The following is a 17554-nucleotide window of genomic DNA, read 5'->3' as shown; positions in this document are numbered from 1 at the left end:
AAGGGGGAGACACGATGCGCCGATTGAAACAGTTTGGCTTGATGCTGTCACTCATCTTCCTCGCTGCCTGCGGGACGACGCGCGCCGAAATCGCACCGACGTTCGAACAGGCGGCCGAAGAAGCGAAACAGTCGACGGTCAATTTTTATATGTGGGGAGGCGATGATGGCATCAATCGCTATATCGATGAGTATGTCGCGCCCCGCCTGAAAGAGACGTATAACGTGGAGTTGAACCGCGTCCCGATGGACACGGCCGAGTTTGTGCGTCAATTGTCGCTCGACAAGCGGGCGAATCGAGAAGAAGGAACGATCGACCTCATGTGGATCAATGGAGACAATTTCCGTAACGCTGCCGAGGCGGAATTGTTGCAGGGTGACCTGCTCGGCAAAATCCCGAACGCCAAGTTATTGAACGAGGAAGCGCAAGCGACCGATGCGGGAACTCCGACGAACGGGCTCGAAGTCGCTTGGGGGAACGTGCAGTTCGTCATGCACTATGATGCGGACAAAGTCAAAAATCCGCCGACGACGTTCGACGAATTACATCGTTGGACCGAAGAAAATCCTGGCCGTTTCACGTATCCTGAAGTGACAGACTTCACAGGAAACGCGTTCGTCCGCCATCTGCTCTACGCCGAGTATGGGACTGCGGCCGGTGACGGTGAGATTCCAGACGAGTTCTGGGAGAAGCTTGCGGCGTGGTCGCCGACCCTATGGAAACAAGGGACGACGTATCCGAAATCGCTGGCCCAGCTCGACCAGTTGTATGCCGCGGGTGACGTCTGGATGACGATGGGCTTCAATGAACGACGCGCCGAGGCCGAACGTGAAAATGGCGTGTTTCCTAGTGGTACACGGGCACTCGTGCTCGAACATTCGATTGCCTCGACGCATTTTCTCGCCGTTCCATTTAACGCCAAAAATCCGAACGGTGCGCTCGTGGTCATCAATGAGTTGTTGTCGCCCGAAGCCCAGCTCGCCAAACAAGACTCGACGTACTGGGGAGACGGGACATCGCTCGATTTGACCAAACTCGATACGGCAGACCGTGACGCATTCTTAAAGCTCGATGAAGGTGTCACTTATCCTGACCCGGAACGTCTCGCCGAACGCTCAATCCCTGACTATGGTCCAGCCGTAATCGATGCGATTCGTGAGGAGTGGGACCGTGTCGCGAAGTAGTCTATGGCTTAGTCTGTTCGTTCTGGCATTACCGTTCACCGGTGTTGCCTTTCTGATTTACGAGACCATAGGGTTCGACTGGTCTGAGTTGAACGACGCGGCGTGGCGTGCCAGTCTCGCCGTGACGCTGTATGTGACAGTCGTTTCGACGGTCCTCTCACTTGTCATCGGGACGTGGCTCGCCCGTTCGGTGTATCGACATCGGTCGACGTGGCTCGCGTCACTTCTCAGATGGCCGATGTTCATACCGCACGTCGCAGCCGCGTATTTATTTTATCTGTTGTTCTCAGGCGGCTTCCCATTCTATGGATTGATTGAGGCGAATGAACGCCACCATCTCGTCGTCATCTTCACGTATGTTTGGAAAGAAGTGCCGTTCGTGTTTTTGATGGTGATTGGGACGTATGCCCAATTGAATCGGGGTTATTTGGATATGGCGAAAACACTTCAACTCACGCCGTTTAAACAATTTAAAGTGGCGGAATGGCCATTCCTCGTTAAACCGCTCCTCGATTCGTTTTGGGTGCTCGTCGCTTTTATCTCGTTTGCCTATGAAGTGCCGGCCTTGTTAGGGGTCACCTTCCCTGAACTGCTCGGGGTACTCGCCTACGAACGATTAACGACCGGGTTGTTTTTAAATGCGTACGAGTCGTATGCGGTCGCCCTCATCTGGACGCTATTCATCTTTATTGGTGTCATTAGCTCCTATGCGGTGACGGCGAAACGACGACGACGTATCGAACGGGGGGTGAGACGATGAGTCGGATTCTCACCGCTGGCTTGATCCTGTTCCCATTCATCGGGCTGTTTTTGGCGTTCCCGGCCGCGTTCAGTTGGGATGAGGCGTTCGGAAACACGGTCATCTATGTCATCATCCTCGGCTTCATCAACGTATGGCTCGGTATCGGTACGGCTTGGTGGCTTATGTTCACCGAGTCGAGATGGAAAACTTCAGTCGAATGGTTCACGTTCCTTCCACTGTTCATCCCGGTCATGGCCAGCATGTTCGGCATGTATATCGCTTTGGCGCAACTCGGCCTTGTTGGCACGCACATTGGAGTTGGCCTCGTCCTGCTCGTCACGACGTTGCCGTATTCCATCCGGCTGGCATATAACGCCATGTATGTGATTGGCCGAACGCTTCTTGAACAGACGTTGATGCTCGCCCCGTGGACCCGGTTCGGTCTCGTGCTATTCCCGCTCTTGAAAGAGACGATTCGAACGATTGTCTTGTTCTCGACGGTTATCGTCTTGAGTCAATTCGTGCTCGTTCAATTGATCGGAGCGGGGCTCGTCCCGACGGTCACAACGCGGCTTTATCAGTCCTATGCAGGCAATGACGTCTCGCTGGCGTTACAGAATACATGGGTGCTCATCCTCGTGCCGGTCCTCCTCTATCTTGGGCTCGGCGGACTGTTCGGCATCTGGATTAGATTGGTGAAAGGACGGTTGCAATGAGCTTAGTATTATCAGGCGTTCATAAACGCTTTAAAGACCGTGACGTGTTACGCGGCATTGATTTAGAAATTCCGAACGGCGAGATTCATGCTCTCGTCGGCGTGAGCGGGTCCGGGAAGTCGACGTTGCTCCGCATCATCGCAGGATTAGAGACACACGACTCCGGGACAGTGACGTGGGAGGAGACGCCGCTTGACGGAGTGCCACCTCACTTGCGCCGGATCACGATGTTGTCGCAATCCCCGCTCTTGTTCCCACATTTGACGGTCGGGGAGAACGTGACACTCGCCACACCGAACCGATCGCGCCAAGAAGCAGAGACATGGCTCGCCCGCGTCCGGCTGCCTGGTCGCTATGACGCTGAGATTCACGAGCTTTCCGGCGGAGAACAACAACGCGTGAGCTTTTCCCGGGCACTCGCGGCTTCACCGCGGCTCATTCTGCTCGATGAGCCGTTCACGAACCTCGATCCCGAGCTCAAATACGAGTTGCAACGTTTGATTCGCGACCTCGTTCGTGAACTTGGATTGACGGCGCTCCTCGTGACGCATGACCGGGAAGAAGCGATGCTCGTCGCTGACCGGGTGACCCTGCTCGAAGCGGGGCTCGTCCGCGCGAGCGGCACCCCACAAGCGTTATCCGAGACGGAATCGACGTTCGGCGACTTTATCGAACTGGGTGGCAGTCTGTATCCCTCGCTTCATATCGAGGTGACGGACTCCCCGACGGACGAGACGGTCGTGCTGATCCGGTCGTTCACGCGATTCGGGCATCGTCTCGGCGAATATCGCCGCGGCCAGGGGGACTACGTCATCTTGCCACGGGATGAATCGTTCCGAGACGGTGAGACGTATTATTTACGTAAGAGACAAGGAGGAATATGATGTTAGACACATACGGTAGCCGGTTCGTTCGTCCCGTCATCGAACGTGGGGCCGATCGGCTCTTGAAATGGAAGTTCACCCCGAATGAGGTGACCGTCTTCGGGGGCATCATCGGCGTTTCGGTCGGTCTCTTCATTTACAACGACATGCTGTGGACGGCCGTCTTGCTATTATGGGTGTCCGGTCTGTTCGACGTCCTCGATGGGACGATGGCGCGTCGCTCGCAAAAAACTAGCTTCGGGACGGTACTCGATCTCGTGTTCGACCGCATCGTCGAGATTGCCGTCGTCATCGCGCTCGCCTTACGCCATCCGGAGCATATGCCGGTCTTTCTGCTGTTGCTCGGGTCGTTCGTCGTGGCGATGACATTGTTCCTCGCCGTTGGGGCGAGCAGCTCCCGTCGGTCGGAGAAGTCGTTTTATTACCAACCTGGTATTTTAGAACGGACGGAATGCTTCATCTTGTTCACGCTCATGATTTTATTCCCGACATGGATTGGCGTCATCGCGACGATTTTCCTCGTCCTTGAAGTGTCGACCATTTTACAGCGGTTGTTAGAAGCGCGGCGGATTTTACGATGAAGCCGCGTCTCGTCCTCGTCGGACTCGGTCACGGGCAACTTGAGATTCTCGCTCGGCTCGACGCGCTCCATGAACGGTATGACGTCCAGTATATCGGGGGACGCGAAACGATATACACGGGCGCGTTCCCGCAAGTGATCGCCGGGGAGATGGAATCGGCGACGACACGGTTGCGCCCTGATGTCACGCCGGTCGCCAATCGCCTCATCGGGCTCGATCCGGATGCCCGAATCGTCGAGACCGAACACGGGCAAGTCGGATATGATCTCCTCGTGCTCGCGACCGGTGCGAAAAGTCGTGGACTCGGGACGGGCCTCAAACCGATGACGTCATATGTGTTGGACGACATTGTCAACAGTGAGGCGGTCACCGTCGTCGGCGGTGGCAAGGCCGGGGTCGAGCTCGCCTTCGCATGCATCCGACAAAAGCGACGCGTGACATTGTATGCGCGTCGCCTGTTGCCTGAACTCCCACGGCGCGTCGCTCAGCGTATGGCACGTCGTCTCGTCCGGAGCGGCGTGACGATCATCCTGGCCCCGTTCCAACCCGGACAAGGGGACGGACTCGTCTTGGATGCGACCGGTGTCGTCGCCGACGACTGGTGGTCAGCGGCCGGACTGGCGGAAGAAGCGGCGTTCATCGAGACCGAAGACGATTTACGGCACCCGGTCTATCGCGATATCTTTGTTACGGGCGATATGGCAGCCCGATTGAACGGCGGCGTCGATGCCGTCCGCTCGGGCCGACACGTCGCACGTCTGCTGCTGGGCACAAAGCGGCCGTTCAAATCACGGACATCGCTCAACATCTTGCTGACGACTCCGGGACAAGCACTCTTGACGTACGGGAAGTTGACGTGGCACGGGCGGTTACCGTTTTGGTTGAAACGGACAATCGACCGACGCTACGTCGAACGATTTACTTGAAAGAACGAAAAAAGACGACCATGACGGTCGTCTTTTTGTTTAGTCGTTCAACGTATCGAGGAACGAGCGGATTTGCATCTCTGTCTTGGCGTTCGCCGAGTGGAGATGCTCTTGTTTGACGCCTTCTTTATAGAAGAGAAGCGAGGGAATGCCCCGTACTTCTTGCGCGTCCGACAGTTCCGGCAATTCGTCGCGGTCGACGACGTACCAGTTGAACTGTGGGTAGTCTTTGACGAGCTCGTCGACGTACATGTCGAGTCGACGGCAGTCAGGGCACCATGACGTCGTGAAGACGACCATGCCTTTATCTTGAATGGCTTCTTGGAATTGCTGATCGGATTGAATCGGTTTCATAAAAAATCTCTCCCTTCACGTATATTGTCTGTGTAATCGCAATGGGCGTCAACCGATTGGCATTCTCGGTCGCGCTGCAATATGTGATACACTAATAAAAATAGAACCGCAAGGGATAGGTGATGGTTATGGCGTTACGTCATGCACTACTCGGGTTATTGACCCATCAACCCGCTACCGGCTATGCCTTGAACGCGACGTTCAAAGCGCAAATGATTCATTTTTGGCACGCCCATCATACACAGATTTACCGTGAACTGTTAAAAATGGAAGACGAAGCACTCGTCTCCTCTGAGCATGTGGCCCAACATGATTTACCGGACAAAAAGATTTACTCGATCACCGACACGGGACGTCAAGAGTTGATCGACTGGTTGCGGCAACCGACCTCGTACCAACCGAAAATGAAAGACGAGAACTTGCTCCGGGTCAGCCTGTTGCAGTTGCTCCCGCTCGACGAGGCGATTCGCTACGTCGAAGAGACGAAAGCGCATCACGAGCAAGTCGCCCATCAAATCCGGGCGTTTCAAGCGGCCCATCAGTCCGAGGCCGATACGCTCGGCTATTTACTGACGAGCGAGTATGCGATTCGGATGATGGAAAACTACGCCGGTTGGGCCGATTGGGCCATCGAACAAATGAAACAACGTGACACCGATGCGACCTGACGTTCAGGTCGCATGTTTTGTGTAGGGGTGAATAGGCAGCCGTGCCAACAGCTCATCAAGTTTGTCCGAATCGACGTCGGCTTGATTGGCGGCAATCAATTCGTTCAATTGATCGACCGAAGAGGCACCCGGCAGGACGACGGCACACGTTCGTTTCGCGGCGGCAAGGGCGTAAGCTTGAATCGGCGTCGGGATCGTCGGCAACACGTCGCGTAACTCTGATGCAGTCCATGCTTCGAAGCCTTTGTCCGTCAAGCGCTCGGACCACTCGGCGGTCAATAGTCCTTTGGCGAGCGGTCCGCGCCCGACAATCGGGATGTCGAGGTCGAGTGATTCGACGCGACGATCGAGCAACGAATATGGTGTCATCAAGACGTCGAGTTCACCGTGCTCGAGCCAATAGTGAATGACGTTCGGACGAATCGAGGACAGTCCGATTTGTCGGACGACCCCGGCTTGTTTTTGCCGGCGCATGAAGGCGATTGTCTCATCGAGGTCGTCCTCGATCGTACCGCCATGGACGTAATATAAATCCAAATAGTCAGTCTGGAGACGTTCGAGCGAATCGGCGAGCGCCTGCTCCAAATACGCGGCGCTCGGATCCCAGCGCATCCCATCCTCCGTTCGCACGTTCCCGCCCTTGCTCGTCAAGAACAGTTCGTCCCGGCGTCCGGCAAACGTCGAACCGACTAGACGTTCCACCTTGAAGTGATCGTAGACGTCGGCCGTATCGAAATGCCGAATCCCAGCGTCGTAGGCGGCCTCTAGAATCCGACGACCTTCTGCTTCCCCGTGTTTTAAAATCGACATGGTTCCTAATCCTAACTCTGCCATTGATAATTCCTCCTTGTTCCGTCTGACGATATGAATCATAATCACAGTATATAGGAAAAGTGAGGGGTACATACAAATGGAAGAGAAAACGATTGAACGGGAAGTCATTTACGAAGGAAAGATCTTTAACGTTGAGAAACACGTCGTCTCGCTCCCGAACGGAGGGACCTCGGTCCGTGAACTCGTCTACCATAACGGGGCCGTCGCCGTCCTCGTCGTCGATGAAGACGATCGCATCGTCCTCGTCGAGCAGTACCGGAAAGCGTTTGAATCGATGTCACTCGAGATTCCGGCCGGTAAATTAGAAGTCGGTGAGGAACCGCTCGCGAGCGCGAAGCGCGAACTCGAAGAAGAGACCGGTTATACGGCCGAGACGCTAAAAAAAATCTTCTCATTTTACGGGGCACCCGGTTTTTGTAGTGAACGGGTCGATGTCTATGTCGCCCACGGCTTGACGGCCGGTACGATGAACCTTGATGAGGACGAGTTTTTACAAGTCCAACGCTTCACGTTCGACGAGGCGGTCGACTTGCTGGCGAGTGGACGCATCACTGACGCGAAGACGATTATGGCGATTCAGTGGTGGCAATTATCTAAATTGAAATGATTCTAAACTAGAGTGAGTTATGTTACACTTACATAGGAATCATTTTAATTTGAAAAACCGGACGAACTTCGGTATGCTTTGAATAGTGAATTATGCTAAGAGGGGGCGCCTTATGGAAACGCGAATTGAACGGATCAAACAGCAATTGAGCGCCAAAGGATATAAATTGACACCGCAACGAGAATCAACTGTCCGGATTCTACTTGAGAATGAGACGGACCATTTGAGCGCAGAGAACGTGTTCATGCTCGTCAAAAGCATCGCACCGGAAATCGGGCTCGCGACCGTCTATCGGACGCTGGAGCTATTGACGGAGCTCGGTGTCGTCGACAAAGTCAACTTCGGTGACGGCGTCGCCCGTTTCGACCTCAGACCAGAAGGCGCGAACCATTCGCACCATCATCTCGTCTGTGTCGAGTGCGGTTCGGTCGAGGAGATCATGGAAGACTTGCTCGTCGACGTCGAGAAGAAAGTCGAAAGCAAATACGAATTTTTAATCAAAGATCATCGCTTGACGTTTCACGGCATCTGTAAAGTTTGCCAAGCCAAAGGCGTCACGCTCGAGGGTCATAAAGCAGTCATCAACGGATAAAGCAAGACAGGCAGCCCCTCAAAGGCTGCCTGTCTTTTGTATGTCGTCACGTCGTCAAGTAACGGGACAAGACGGTGGCGATCCCGTCTTCATTGTTCGATGTCGTCACTTCCGTGGCAATGGTCAAGATGTCCTCGACGGCGTTGCCCATGGCGACGCCGATGCCGGCATACTCGATGATCGACCGGTCGTTATGCCCGTCACCGAACGCGATGACATGCTCGCGGTCAATCCCAATCTCCCGGAACACATGATTAAGTGCCCGGGCCTTGTCGATTCCGAGATCCGTGAACTCATAGTACATGGCGGCCGTGAACATGCCCGTTACGCGGTCCGTGAACGGTGCGGCGAGCGACGCGGCATGGGCCTGTAGATAGTCAGGTTGTCCCGCGACGAGAATCTTATAGACGGGGAAATGGATGGCGTCGGCGAGACGGGGTGCTTCCCGCAATTGGAATCGTCCACCGCGCGACTCATATTCGATGATATTGAACGGCTTACCATTTAACTCGAGCATGCCGTTGAAGACGTCATTGACATACATATACGTCTCGTCATTGATCATCGGAATGACGTCGAAGCCGGTCAAATGATCCAAAATGGCACGAGCGTCGTTCGGATGAATCGCCTGTTCGAACAATGTTTCATTCGTTGCAGCATCCGTGACGCACGCCCCGTTCGAGGAGACGATGAGTCCCCCGTATTCATGCAGTCTGAGCTCTTCGGCGAACGGTTCGATGCCCCGTTTCGGCCGGCCGGAGGCGAGTACGACTTTTTTGCCTTCCGCCTGGAGGTCGAGCAATATCTGTTTCGTGCGCGGTGAAATCATCTTCTGGTCGGTCAATACCGTTCCGTCAAGGTCGAGTAAAATCGCCTGAATCATCGTCTCATCTCCTTAAATCGTCAATTCAAGTTTATTTTGTTCGGGGTCGAGCAGGACACTTTCATAATAACCGTCTCCCGTCGTCCGCGGTCCGTCGATGAGCGGATACCCGTCGACTTCGAGTCGTCGTGTCAACGCATCGACCGCCTCTTTGCTACCGAGCGCGAACGCGATATGCGCGTAGCCGATCGTTTCGCGTGGTGTGCCTTGGACGTCCGGGCGTCGCATCAACTCGAGCCGGCATGTCGAATCAGGGAACGTCAGAAAATAGGATTCGAACTGTTTTTGTTCGTTCGTATACTTGTCGTTCGCAGTTGCCCCGAGGTACGTCTCGTAGAAGCGGCGCATCGGTTCGAGGTCGTTCACCCATATGGCGATGTGTTCGATTTTCATGTGAGTTCCTCCTTTGATGGTTGGTGCATGATCGAGTTCAAGCGTTCCGTGTTCAAGAGCATCCCGAGCATGATCAAGACGGTCACGAGCGGGAATAGGCCGAGCGACGTCTGAGACACGATGAGTCCGAATAGCGGTGGCAGGAACGTGCTGCCCGTGTAGGCGAACGCCATCTGGAAGCCCATCAACCGTTTTGCCCGTTCCTTCCCGAACCGCTGCGGCGTCTCATGAAGCATGCTCGGGTAAATCGGGGCCAAGCCTAGCCCGATACAAATCAATCCGATCAACATCGCTCCGGTCGCCGGAATGAGAAACACGAGGCTACCGATTAAAGCGAAGGTTTGCCCGAGCCGAATCATTTGTCGATTCGTGAAGCGGAACGAGAGGAACCCGCTCAGGAAGCGACCGAGCGTGATGCTGCCGTAATAGATTGACACCCACGTCGCGGCCGTCGCGACAGAGAACTGTTTCATCTGGACGAGGTAACTGCTGGCCCACAGGCCGATGAGCGCCTCAATCCCACAATAGAGCAGGAACGTGGCCAGCGCATACGAGAGGCCTTTCGGCATCTTTCGTTCGAGCGCGGTCACAGCCGTTTCTTGTCGTTCGAGCGTGGAGGGCTCCGTTTTAATTTCGCGCTTCCAAAGCGGGAACGACAGGAGCAGGAGGAAGGCGAGCGCGAACTGAATCAACGCGACGATCAAATAGCCGTCACGCCAACCGCTCTCCGTCAAGACACCGGCCATGACGAGCGGTCCGCCCGTCGCTCCGACGCCCCAGAAACAATGGAGCCAGTTCATATGGTGCGCCTGATAGTTTTCTGCGACGTAATGGTTGAGCGCGGCATCGACCGCCCCGGCACCAAGTCCGAGTGGAATCGATAGGACGAACAGCCAAATCAAGGACGGGGCCGCGTAAAAGCCGAGCAGGCACATTGCCGTCACGAGTCCGGAGCCGAACGTGACTTGCTTCGTATCGAAACGTTCGAGCAACCTACCGCTGAGTAGGCTCGATAAAATCGTGCCTGCAGCAATGGTCATAAAAATCCATCCGGCCATCGAGATCGGGGCGTTGAACTCGACGTGCATCAACGGCCAACTGACACCGAGCAAGGCGTCGGGCAGGCCAAGACTGATAAAGGCAATGTAAATCACGGTCAATAATAAAAATCCTGTCATAGTTCACCTCTTCAAATCGATTCAAGGATCAACCCGACGCAACGTCGAGCTAAGCCTGCGAAATAATCTTCCTCCCATATGCCGATCAATAAATCTGGGGTGTGAGCCGCCGGAATATGACGCTGGCAGGCGTGCCGAATCCCCTCCAACTCGGTATCGACGAGATCGACGTCCGAAAAAATGATGGCGTGCGGATTGAGTGTCGCGGTGAAGGTCGCGACGAGCCGACCGAGCGCATCGAGCGCGGCGTCCGACAATGGGGCCGGGGCCGACCGCTCACTCGCTATCCGGTCATGAAACGTCGAGTCGTCATAGAGCGGTAGAAACGAGATCTCTCCGCTGAACCCGGTCTTTCCACGGATGAGCTGTCCGTTGATGAGAATCCCGGCACCGGGTCCGTTTTTTCCCAGATAGATGTAGACGATTGACTGGTCGCCAGTGAGTTCGTGCGTGTGTCCGTATCCATAGACAGCCGCGTTCATGTCGTTCTCGATGACGGCAGGGCGAGCGGTGCGTGACTCGACCCAATGTTTCAAGTCGAGGTGTGCGAACGTCGTATAGTCCGGGGCGAAGATGACCGTCCCGTCCGCGACAGCCGCCGCGACACCGATGGAGATCGCGCTCACGTCGGGGGTTCGGTCCAACTGTCGGTCGAGCACCGAGCCGAGCGCACCGAGGTGGTCCCCGTTTAGAATCTCCTGCGTCCCGTCGTTAATCGTTGCGCCCTTGCAATCGATGAGACGATAGCGGACGACCGACTTCTCGACGTATAGCGTCAATCCGTGCGTGAACCGCTCATTATAGATGTAACGTTTGGCTGGGCGACCACCGCGTGAATCCTCAAAACCGTGTTCGAACACTTCACCGGCCTCCATCAACTGCTCCAACTGCTTCTTGACGGTCGGAAAGCTGAGCCGGGTCGCCTCCGAGATGGCGGCGATGGTCGAATGACCGGATAAGACGAGTTGACGTCTGACGGCGACCGTCAGATTAGTAGTGGTCTGTTCCATGGACGACTCCTCCCAAACTTTTTAAATCATTTTAATAAGTCGACTTGAGTGTAACAAATCATGATGAGATTTGTAAGCCCTCAATCGAAATATATGGATGAAAACCTCACCCAAATCTGTCACAAAAAAGCTTTTAAAAAAATGAGGTCAGACGTCTTCACAACGGTTTACATAAGTGATATGATGTAAGCGTATTCAGGTGTAACGAGAAAGGAGGGGGATGTCATGCGTTCGCAAGTCGAGTCATTTTTGCAGTACATGACGGTAGAAAAACGAATGTCAACGAACACGAGACAAGCCTATGCGAGCGATTTGACCCAGTACTTATCGACGTTGACCCAACTCGGGGTGACCGAATGGAATGAAGTCTCGCGGGCACATATCGTCAAGCATATGGAAGAGTTGTCGCAAGCCGGTCGGGCCGCCTCATCATTGCGGAGGGCCGTCAGTTCGATTCGGACGTTCCATCATCATTTAAAGATGACGGGTGGGGCAACGACTGACCCGGCGCTCTATTTAGAGACGCCGAAAGCAGAGCGCCATCTGCCGGACACGTGGTCGCAAGACGAAGTCGAGCGGTTACTCGACAGCGTTCCGACGTCAGACCCGCTTGCGCTGCGCGATCGGGCCATGCTCGAACTGCTCTACGGCACGGGCATGCGCGTCAGTGAACTTCTTGGGCTCGATTTGGATGATTTACAGTTCGAATTGGGGTATCTACAGTGTGAAGGCAAAGGCGAGAGTGCCCGGATTATCCCGGTGTCATCGGTCGCCCAAAGTTTTGTCGAACGCTATATCCAGCAGGCGCGTAACGGGCTCGGTGGTCGGGAGACCGAGACGTTGTTCTTGAACGGACGTGGCGGCCGGCTCAGTCGTCAAGGATTCTGGAAGATGATTAAACGACGGGCCAAAGAGGCTGGCATTCAAAAAGAGATCACGCCGCACGTGCTCCGGCATTCGTTCGCGACACACTTGCTTGAGAACGGCGCCGACCTTCGGGCCATCCAACAGATGCTCGGGCATGCAGACCTCTCCACGACTCAAATTTACACACATGTCAATAAGGCACGACTTCATGATGTCTATCGAAAACATCACCCGCGTGCGTAACGACACCAAAGGAGGAACTTTTTGTGAAGAAATTTAAACGTATTTTCTTGGTCGTCATGGACTCGGTCGGAATCGGGGAGTCCCCGGATGCAGACCAGTTCGGCGACGTCGGTTCGGACACGCTCGGACATATCGCCCGTGAGCATGGTGGTTTAAACATGCCGCATATGGGCCGTCTCGGCTTGTCGAACATTAAGCCGATTGAAGGAATCGAATCATCGGAGACGCCTAGCGCCTACGGACGCATGGAAGAGATTTCAGCAGGTAAAGACACGATGACCGGCCATTGGGAGATCATGGGCCTTCATATCGATACGCCGTTTCGCGTCTTCGAAGAGTTCCCGGATGACTTGATCAATCGTCTCAAAGAGTTCAGCGGTCGTGACATCATTGGCAACAAGCCGGCATCAGGCACAGAGATTTTGGATGAGCTCGGTGAAGAACACGTCAACACGGGCGCCTTGATCGTCTACACGTCGGCTGACTCTGTGCTTCAAATCGCGGCGCATGAAGAAGTCGTCCCGCTCGACGAGTTGTATCGCATCTGCGAATACGCCCGTGAAATCACGCGCGAAGACCCGTACATGCTCGGTCGCATCATCGCCCGCCCGTTCCTCGGAACACCTGGCGCTTGGGTCCGTACGTCGAACCGCCACGACTATGCGCTCAAACCGTTCGGCAAGACGGTCATGAACACGCTCGAGACGGCCGGGAAAGACGTGATCGCCCTCGGGAAAATCAGCGATATTTACGACGGCGAAGGCGTCACGAAAGCGATTCGGACGAAGTCGAACATGGACGGGATGGACAAGCTTGTCGAATCGCTCGATGAAGACTTCGAAGGACTCTGCTTCTTGAACCTCGTTGACTTTGACGCACTCTTCGGTCACCGCCGTGACCCAGAAGGCTATGCGATCGCGCTTGAAGAGTATGACGCCCGTCTACCAGAAGTGATGGAGAAGTTGCGTGAAGACGACTTGCTCATCATCACGGCCGACCACGGGAACGATCCGACGGCACCAGGCACGGACCATACGCGTGAATACGTGCCGCTCATCGTTCATCATCACGGCGCGACAGCAGTCGACCTCGGGATTCGAGGAACGTTCGCCGACATCGGCGCCACAGTCGCGGATAACTTCGATGTCGATGCACCAGTACACGGAAAGAGTTTCTTAAACGAAATTTGAGGAGGCACTACTCATGGTAAATTGGAACGAAACAAAGGCATTTTTACAGGAACGCATGAACGGAACACCAGAAATCGGACTCATCCTCGGCTCAGGACTCGGCGTCCTCGCTGATGAAATTGAAAACGCGGTCAAAATCCCTTACGAGGACATCCCGCACTTCCCGGTATCGACCGTCGAAGGACACGCTGGACAACTCGTCTTCGGTGACCTCGAAGGAAAACGCGTCGTCGCGATGCAAGGACGATTCCATTTCTATGAAGGTTACTCGATGGAACAAGTCACGTTCCCGGTCCGCGTCCTCAAATTGATCGGTGTCGAGACGCTTATCGTCACGAACGCGGCTGGTGCTTGCAATGAGTCATTCAACCCGGGCGATTTGATGATCATCACGGATCACATCAACTTCTTCGGCACGAGCCCGCTCATCGGCAAGAACGCGAGCGACTTCGGGACACGTTTCCCAGATATGTCAGAAGCGTACGATAAAGAGCTCGTCACGTTGACGGAAGGTGTCGCTGCGAAGCTCGGCCTCTCGATTCAAAAAGGCGTCTATTTCGGAAACACAGGTCCGACATACGAGACACCAGCTGAAGTGAAGATGGCACGCCTCCTCGGCGGCGACGTCGTCGGCATGTCGACGGTACCTGAAGTCATCGTGGCCCGTCATTCGGATATGCGTGTGCTCGGCATCTCGTGCGTGTCGAACATGGCAGCCGGGATTTTAGATCAACCGCTCAACCATGAAGAGGTCATCGAGACGACAGAACGCGTCCGTCAAGACTTCCTTTCACTCGTACGCGGCACGATTCAAAGCATGTAACCACTACCCAATTAGGAGGACGAAACTTATGCGCATGGTCGATTTGATTTTGAAAAAACGTAACGGTGGCGAATTAAACGAAGAGGAGATTCGCTTCATCATCGAAGGCTTCACGAACGAGACGATTCCTGATTATCAGATGTCGGCCCTTTCAATGGCGATTTACTTTAACGGCATGACAGAGAAAGAGACGGCAGCCTTGACGATGGAGATGGTCAAGTCTGGTGACGTCATCGATCTTTCGAACATCCAAGGTAAAAAAGTCGATAAACACTCGACCGGCGGTGTCGGTGACAAAATCAGCTTAATCGTCGCTCCGCTCGTCGCGTCAATCGGCATTCCAGTCGCGAAGATGAGCGGGCGCGGTCTCGGCCACACGGGCGGGACAATCGATAAGCTCGAATCGTTCCCTGGCTTCAACGTCGAGTTGACGGAAGAACAGTTCACGAAGCAAGTAAACGATATCAAGATGTCAATCATCGGTCAGACGGGTAACTTGACGCCTGCCGACAAACGTCTTTACGCACTCCGTGACGTGACGGCGACGGTCGATTCAATCCCGCTCATCGCGAGCTCGATCATGTCGAAGAAAATCGCGGCCGGTGCCGACAGCATCGTCCTCGACGTCAAGACGGGTTCAGGCGCGTTCATGAAGTCGTTCGATGATGCAAAAGCGCTCGCTGAAGAGATGGTCGCCATCGGGAAGAACGTCGGCCGTCAAACGGTCGCCGTCATCACGGACATGGACCAGCCGCTCGGTTTCGAAATCGGGAACGCGAATGAAGTGAAAGAAGCGATCGAAGTCCTATCGGGCAAAGACGTGAACGACTTGAAGACGATTGCCCTCACGATCGCCGGCCATATGGCTGTACTTGGCGAGTTCTATCCGACGTTCGACGAGGCGTACGCTGACCTCGAGAAACGGATGGCGGATGGTCATGCCCTCGAAGTGTTCCGTCAGTTCGTAGCGGCACAAGGTGGCGACGCGTCGCTCGTCGATGACTTGTCGAAACTTCCGCAAGCGAAGTATGAGACGACGTTCGTCGCGAAACAAGCGGGTTACGTCGAGTCGATTATCGCTGACGAAGTCGGTGTGGCAGCGATGCTCCTCGGCGCAGGTCGGGCGACAAAAGATGATCAGCTCGACTTTGCGGCCGGTATCACGCTCGAGAAGAAAGTCGGTGACAAGGTCGAAGCCGGTGAAGTTATCGCCGTGCTCCGTTCGAACAAAGAAGATATGACGTCTGCGCTCGAGCGGATGGACCACGCGTATACGATCGGTGCGACAGAGCCGACGGCCCGTCCACTCGTCCACGCTGTCATCCAGTAAGCAGCAAGTCAGAACGTCTGTTTCCACAAAATAGTGGAGACAGACGGTTTTTTTTGATAGAATGGGCAATGTGTGAGTGAGAAAGACAATATGAACATAAAGGGGTAACTTGATATGAAAAAAGGATCAATGAAATTAGAGAACGGCGAAATGATCGAATTCGATTTGTTCCACGATGCGGCACCGATCACGGTTGAAAACTTCGAGAAGCTCGCGAACAGCGGTTTCTATAACGGTTTGACATTCCACCGGGTCATCCCAGGCTTCGTCAGCCAAGGCGGCTGCCCAGAAGGCACAGGCATGGGCGGCGCAGGCTACACGATCCCATGTGAGACGTCGACGTCATTCCCGTACAAGCATGAAGCCGGTTCGCTCTCAATGGCGCACGCTGGACGCAACACGGGCTCGTCACAGTTCTTTATCGTCCATGAGCCACAACCGCACCTTGATGGCGTCCACACGGTCTTCGGAAAAGTGACGTCTGGCCTCGAGCACGCGGTCAAACTTCGTCAAGGCACGAAGATGGCCGAAGTCAAAGTTTGGGACGAGAATTGATTTCTGCCTGAATGTTATGACACAATGAGCCATGTCTCTCACGTGTTCACTTAGTGAAACATGAATGACTAAAGGTGGTGAAACCAGCGATGCTGGTGAAATATAAACAATCGTACGAAAAGACGGCGATGGGCTTGCTCGCGTTCTCATGTAGCGACAAATCTCCGCTCGCCTTGCTCGAACTCGTCCGGTCCTACGAAGAAGACCCTGCCAAATTCCTTTATCTCTGGAGAGTCGGGGAAGACTTCGTCGGGATCATCGGGATGGAGCAACAAGAGACGACGATGTTCATTCATCATATTGCGCTGTCTCCGTCGTTCCGTGGCGAGAAACGTTCTTATGAACTGCTCGATGAGACCCGGAACTTATTGCCGCTCGACTTGAAGCTCGTCGGTCAAGGCAAGACCGGGGACTTGCTCGATAAATGGAATCAAGTCGTCATCTAAAAAAGCTAGGCTCAGCGCCTAGCTTTTTTGCGTGCCTCGAGCGCCCGGAGCCGCTCGGTGACGACCGGTGTCCGGTCTCGATACATATGTTTATGGACGAGCTCGTCAAACGTGAGCGCGGTCGGTTCGAATGTCGGTTTCAAGCGCTCGATTTGTCGGCGCGTCGATTTGTCGAGCGGCAGCGTCTCGGGGAGCGGCCAACACTCCAAATCCTCGGCGAACGTTTCCACATCGATGCCGTGCCCCTCGAGCTCGGTCGCGGCCAGCCCAAGTTTCTGTTGTAACGCCGCGATGCTCTTTTTCGCCCCGGCCGTATTGCCGCGGCGGGCATGGTAATGGGCGACGGCGTACTGAATCAAGGCGGCGTAACCTAAATCTTGACGGCCTCCGTCTTGCCATGCTTCCTCGAGCACTTCGTGGCATTCGAAATAATCGGCATGGCATTCAAACAAGAGCGTATACTGGATTAAAGGCGTTGACATCAAATTTCTCCTTTCGTGGTCACGGTACTACAAAACATGTTATACTAAAGCGCAAAAATGTAAATG

At 54.6% G+C, this 17554-nt stretch carries 22 protein-coding genes; 15 read left to right on the top strand and 7 right to left on the bottom strand.

From position 1 onward, the window contains the following. The first annotated feature begins 14 nt into the window (after positions 1-14). From KNP95_RS00550 to KNP95_RS00525, 6 genes are read left to right on the top strand one after another with little or no spacing between them, the layout of a single operon-like run. On the top strand, positions 15-1184 hold the full coding sequence (locus KNP95_RS00550; RefSeq protein ID WP_214835142.1) for an ABC transporter substrate-binding protein: 1170 nt from the start codon (positions 15-17) through the stop codon (positions 1182-1184). Further along, positions 1171-1944, top strand: coding sequence for an ABC transporter permease subunit (locus KNP95_RS00545; protein WP_214835141.1), 774 nt, complete (start codon positions 1171-1173; stop codon positions 1942-1944). Before KNP95_RS00550 ends, KNP95_RS00545 begins: the two co-directional genes overlap by 14 nt. Continuing rightward, positions 1941-2642 (top strand): ABC transporter permease, encoded by a 702-nt coding sequence (locus KNP95_RS00540; protein WP_021067647.1) that lies wholly within the window; start codon positions 1941-1943, stop codon positions 2640-2642. Before KNP95_RS00545 ends, KNP95_RS00540 begins: the two co-directional genes overlap by 4 nt. Further along, positions 2639-3526 (top strand): ABC transporter ATP-binding protein, encoded by an 888-nt coding sequence (locus KNP95_RS00535; RefSeq protein ID WP_214798424.1) that lies wholly within the window; start codon positions 2639-2641, stop codon positions 3524-3526. Before KNP95_RS00540 ends, KNP95_RS00535 begins: the two co-directional genes overlap by 4 nt. After that, the gene (locus tag KNP95_RS00530) at positions 3526-4107 is read left to right on the top strand and encodes a CDP-alcohol phosphatidyltransferase family protein (RefSeq protein WP_214835140.1); all 582 of its coding nucleotides are present in this window, start codon (positions 3526-3528) and stop codon (positions 4105-4107) included. Before KNP95_RS00535 ends, KNP95_RS00530 begins: the two co-directional genes overlap by 1 nt. Continuing rightward, complete coding sequence (locus KNP95_RS00525; RefSeq protein ID WP_214835139.1) at positions 4104-5033, top strand: NAD(P)/FAD-dependent oxidoreductase; 930 nt, start codon at positions 4104-4106, stop codon at positions 5031-5033. The genes KNP95_RS00530 and KNP95_RS00525 overlap by 4 nt, the downstream gene beginning before the upstream one ends. 39 nt (positions 5034-5072) lie before the next feature. Here the strand turns inward: KNP95_RS00525 and KNP95_RS00520 are convergent, their stop codons facing one another. Further along, positions 5073-5387, bottom strand: coding sequence for a thioredoxin family protein (locus KNP95_RS00520; protein WP_029595313.1), 315 nt, complete (start codon positions 5385-5387; stop codon positions 5073-5075). A gap of 128 nt (positions 5388-5515) precedes the next feature. On the opposite strand from KNP95_RS00520, the gene KNP95_RS00515 reads away from it, so the two are divergent. After that, complete coding sequence (locus KNP95_RS00515; RefSeq protein WP_021067642.1) at positions 5516-6055, top strand: PadR family transcriptional regulator; 540 nt, start codon at positions 5516-5518, stop codon at positions 6053-6055. A gap of 3 nt (positions 6056-6058) precedes the next feature. On the opposite strand, the gene KNP95_RS00510 is transcribed toward KNP95_RS00515, so the two are convergent. Next, positions 6059-6889, bottom strand: coding sequence for an aldo/keto reductase (locus KNP95_RS00510; RefSeq protein WP_214827293.1), 831 nt, complete (start codon positions 6887-6889; stop codon positions 6059-6061). A 76-nt stretch (positions 6890-6965) separates the two neighbouring features. On the opposite strand from KNP95_RS00510, the gene KNP95_RS00505 reads away from it, so the two are divergent. Continuing rightward, a complete protein-coding gene (locus KNP95_RS00505) occupies positions 6966-7496 on the top strand; it encodes an NUDIX domain-containing protein (protein WP_214835138.1) in 531 nt (176 codons plus the stop codon). Positions 7497-7608: 112 nt separating this feature from the next. Continuing rightward, positions 7609-8088 carry a ferric iron uptake transcriptional regulator gene (gene fur, locus KNP95_RS00500; RefSeq protein WP_016509373.1) on the top strand — a complete coding sequence of 160 codons (480 nt, stop codon included), beginning with the start codon at positions 7609-7611 and terminating at the stop codon, positions 8086-8088. Between the two features lie 46 nt (positions 8089-8134). Here fur and KNP95_RS00495 read toward each other — a convergent pair whose 3' ends face one another. From KNP95_RS00495 to KNP95_RS00480, 4 genes are read right to left on the bottom strand one after another with little or no spacing between them, the layout of a single operon-like run. Continuing rightward, positions 8135-8971, bottom strand: a complete 837-nt coding sequence (locus tag KNP95_RS00495; RefSeq protein ID WP_214835137.1) for a Cof-type HAD-IIB family hydrolase — start codon at positions 8969-8971, stop codon at positions 8135-8137. Between the two features lie 12 nt (positions 8972-8983). Next, positions 8984-9364, bottom strand: a complete 381-nt coding sequence (locus tag KNP95_RS00490; RefSeq protein ID WP_021067638.1) for a VOC family protein — start codon at positions 9362-9364, stop codon at positions 8984-8986. Then, the gene (locus KNP95_RS00485) at positions 9361-10542 is read right to left on the bottom strand and encodes an MFS transporter (protein ID WP_029595319.1); all 1182 of its coding nucleotides are present in this window, start codon (positions 10540-10542) and stop codon (positions 9361-9363) included. Before KNP95_RS00485 ends, KNP95_RS00490 begins: the two co-directional genes overlap by 4 nt. Before the next feature lie 11 nt (positions 10543-10553). Beyond that, positions 10554-11552, bottom strand: a complete 999-nt coding sequence (locus KNP95_RS00480) for an ROK family transcriptional regulator (protein ID WP_214835136.1) — start codon at positions 11550-11552, stop codon at positions 10554-10556. Positions 11553-11777: 225 nt separating this feature from the next. Between KNP95_RS00480 and xerD the strand changes: the two genes are divergently transcribed. The 6 genes from xerD (at position 11778) to KNP95_RS00450 (ending at position 17006) form a co-directional block, all read left to right on the top strand. Further along, a complete protein-coding gene (gene xerD / locus KNP95_RS00475; protein WP_214835135.1) occupies positions 11778-12662 on the top strand; it encodes a site-specific tyrosine recombinase XerD in 885 nt (294 codons plus the stop codon). A gap of 23 nt (positions 12663-12685) precedes the next feature. Continuing rightward, positions 12686-13852, top strand: coding sequence for a phosphopentomutase (deoB, locus tag KNP95_RS00470; protein ID WP_021067634.1), 1167 nt, complete (start codon positions 12686-12688; stop codon positions 13850-13852). Positions 13853-13865: 13 nt separating this feature from the next. Further along, positions 13866-14675 (top strand): purine-nucleoside phosphorylase, encoded by an 810-nt coding sequence (locus tag KNP95_RS00465; RefSeq protein ID WP_021067633.1) that lies wholly within the window; start codon positions 13866-13868, stop codon positions 14673-14675. Between the two features lie 28 nt (positions 14676-14703). Next, positions 14704-16005 (top strand): pyrimidine-nucleoside phosphorylase, encoded by a 1302-nt coding sequence (locus KNP95_RS00460; RefSeq protein WP_214802456.1) that lies wholly within the window; start codon positions 14704-14706, stop codon positions 16003-16005. A 114-nt stretch (positions 16006-16119) separates the two neighbouring features. Next, positions 16120-16560 (top strand): peptidylprolyl isomerase, encoded by a 441-nt coding sequence (locus KNP95_RS00455; protein ID WP_021067631.1) that lies wholly within the window; start codon positions 16120-16122, stop codon positions 16558-16560. A gap of 89 nt (positions 16561-16649) precedes the next feature. Then, positions 16650-17006 carry a GNAT family N-acetyltransferase gene (locus tag KNP95_RS00450; protein WP_021067630.1) on the top strand — a complete coding sequence of 119 codons (357 nt, stop codon included), beginning with the start codon at positions 16650-16652 and terminating at the stop codon, positions 17004-17006. An 11-nt stretch (positions 17007-17017) separates the two neighbouring features. Here the strand turns inward: KNP95_RS00450 and KNP95_RS00445 are convergent, their stop codons facing one another. Next, positions 17018-17488: a DUF309 domain-containing protein gene (locus KNP95_RS00445; protein WP_214827307.1), complete on the bottom strand. Its 471-nt coding sequence runs from the start codon at positions 17486-17488 to the stop codon at positions 17018-17020. Positions 17489-17554: the final 66 nt, after the last annotated feature.

The sequence above is a fragment of the Exiguobacterium sp. s36 genome (genome assembly GCF_018618345.1).
Classification (GTDB): Bacteria; Bacillota; Bacilli; order Exiguobacteriales; family Exiguobacteriaceae; genus Exiguobacterium; species Exiguobacterium chiriqhucha.
Note: the sequence above shows the minus strand (reverse complement) of the source record. Positions and strands in the feature narration are given on the sequence as shown.

Bases quoted from the DNA above. Each gene is read 5' to 3' on its own strand.
- KNP95_RS00460 (WP_214802456.1), top strand. From the start codon at position 14,704: ATGCGCATGGTCGATTTGATTTTGAAAAAACGTAACGGTGGCGAATTA.
- KNP95_RS00455 (WP_021067631.1), top strand. From the start codon at position 16,120: ATGAAAAAAGGATCAATGAAATTAGAGAACGGCGAAATGATCGAATTC.
- KNP95_RS00550 (WP_214835142.1), top strand. From the start codon at position 15: ATGCGCCGATTGAAACAGTTTGGCTTGATGCTGTCACTCATCTTCCTC.
- KNP95_RS00485 (WP_029595319.1), bottom strand. From the start codon at position 10,542: ATGACAGGATTTTTATTATTGACCGTGATTTACATTGCCTTTATCAGT.
- fur (WP_016509373.1), top strand. From the start codon at position 7,609: ATGGAAACGCGAATTGAACGGATCAAACAGCAATTGAGCGCCAAAGGA.
- KNP95_RS00495 (WP_214835137.1), bottom strand. From the start codon at position 8,971: ATGATTCAGGCGATTTTACTCGACCTTGACGGAACGGTATTGACCGAC.
- KNP95_RS00510 (WP_214827293.1), bottom strand. From the start codon at position 6,889: ATGGCAGAGTTAGGATTAGGAACCATGTCGATTTTAAAACACGGGGAA.
- KNP95_RS00525 (WP_214835139.1), top strand. From the start codon at position 4,104: ATGAAGCCGCGTCTCGTCCTCGTCGGACTCGGTCACGGGCAACTTGAG.
- KNP95_RS00465 (WP_021067633.1), top strand. From the start codon at position 13,866: ATGGTAAATTGGAACGAAACAAAGGCATTTTTACAGGAACGCATGAAC.
- KNP95_RS00450 (WP_021067630.1), top strand. From the start codon at position 16,650: ATGCTGGTGAAATATAAACAATCGTACGAAAAGACGGCGATGGGCTTG.
- KNP95_RS00445 (WP_214827307.1), bottom strand. From the start codon at position 17,488: ATGTCAACGCCTTTAATCCAGTATACGCTCTTGTTTGAATGCCATGCC.
- KNP95_RS00535 (WP_214798424.1), top strand. From the start codon at position 2,639: ATGAGCTTAGTATTATCAGGCGTTCATAAACGCTTTAAAGACCGTGAC.
- KNP95_RS00520 (WP_029595313.1), bottom strand. From the start codon at position 5,387: ATGAAACCGATTCAATCCGATCAGCAATTCCAAGAAGCCATTCAAGAT.
- xerD (WP_214835135.1), top strand. From the start codon at position 11,778: ATGCGTTCGCAAGTCGAGTCATTTTTGCAGTACATGACGGTAGAAAAA.
- KNP95_RS00540 (WP_021067647.1), top strand. From the start codon at position 1,941: ATGAGTCGGATTCTCACCGCTGGCTTGATCCTGTTCCCATTCATCGGG.
- KNP95_RS00505 (WP_214835138.1), top strand. From the start codon at position 6,966: ATGGAAGAGAAAACGATTGAACGGGAAGTCATTTACGAAGGAAAGATC.
- KNP95_RS00515 (WP_021067642.1), top strand. From the start codon at position 5,516: ATGGCGTTACGTCATGCACTACTCGGGTTATTGACCCATCAACCCGCT.
- KNP95_RS00530 (WP_214835140.1), top strand. From the start codon at position 3,526: ATGTTAGACACATACGGTAGCCGGTTCGTTCGTCCCGTCATCGAACGT.
- KNP95_RS00490 (WP_021067638.1), bottom strand. From the start codon at position 9,364: ATGAAAATCGAACACATCGCCATATGGGTGAACGACCTCGAACCGATG.
- KNP95_RS00480 (WP_214835136.1), bottom strand. From the start codon at position 11,552: ATGGAACAGACCACTACTAATCTGACGGTCGCCGTCAGACGTCAACTC.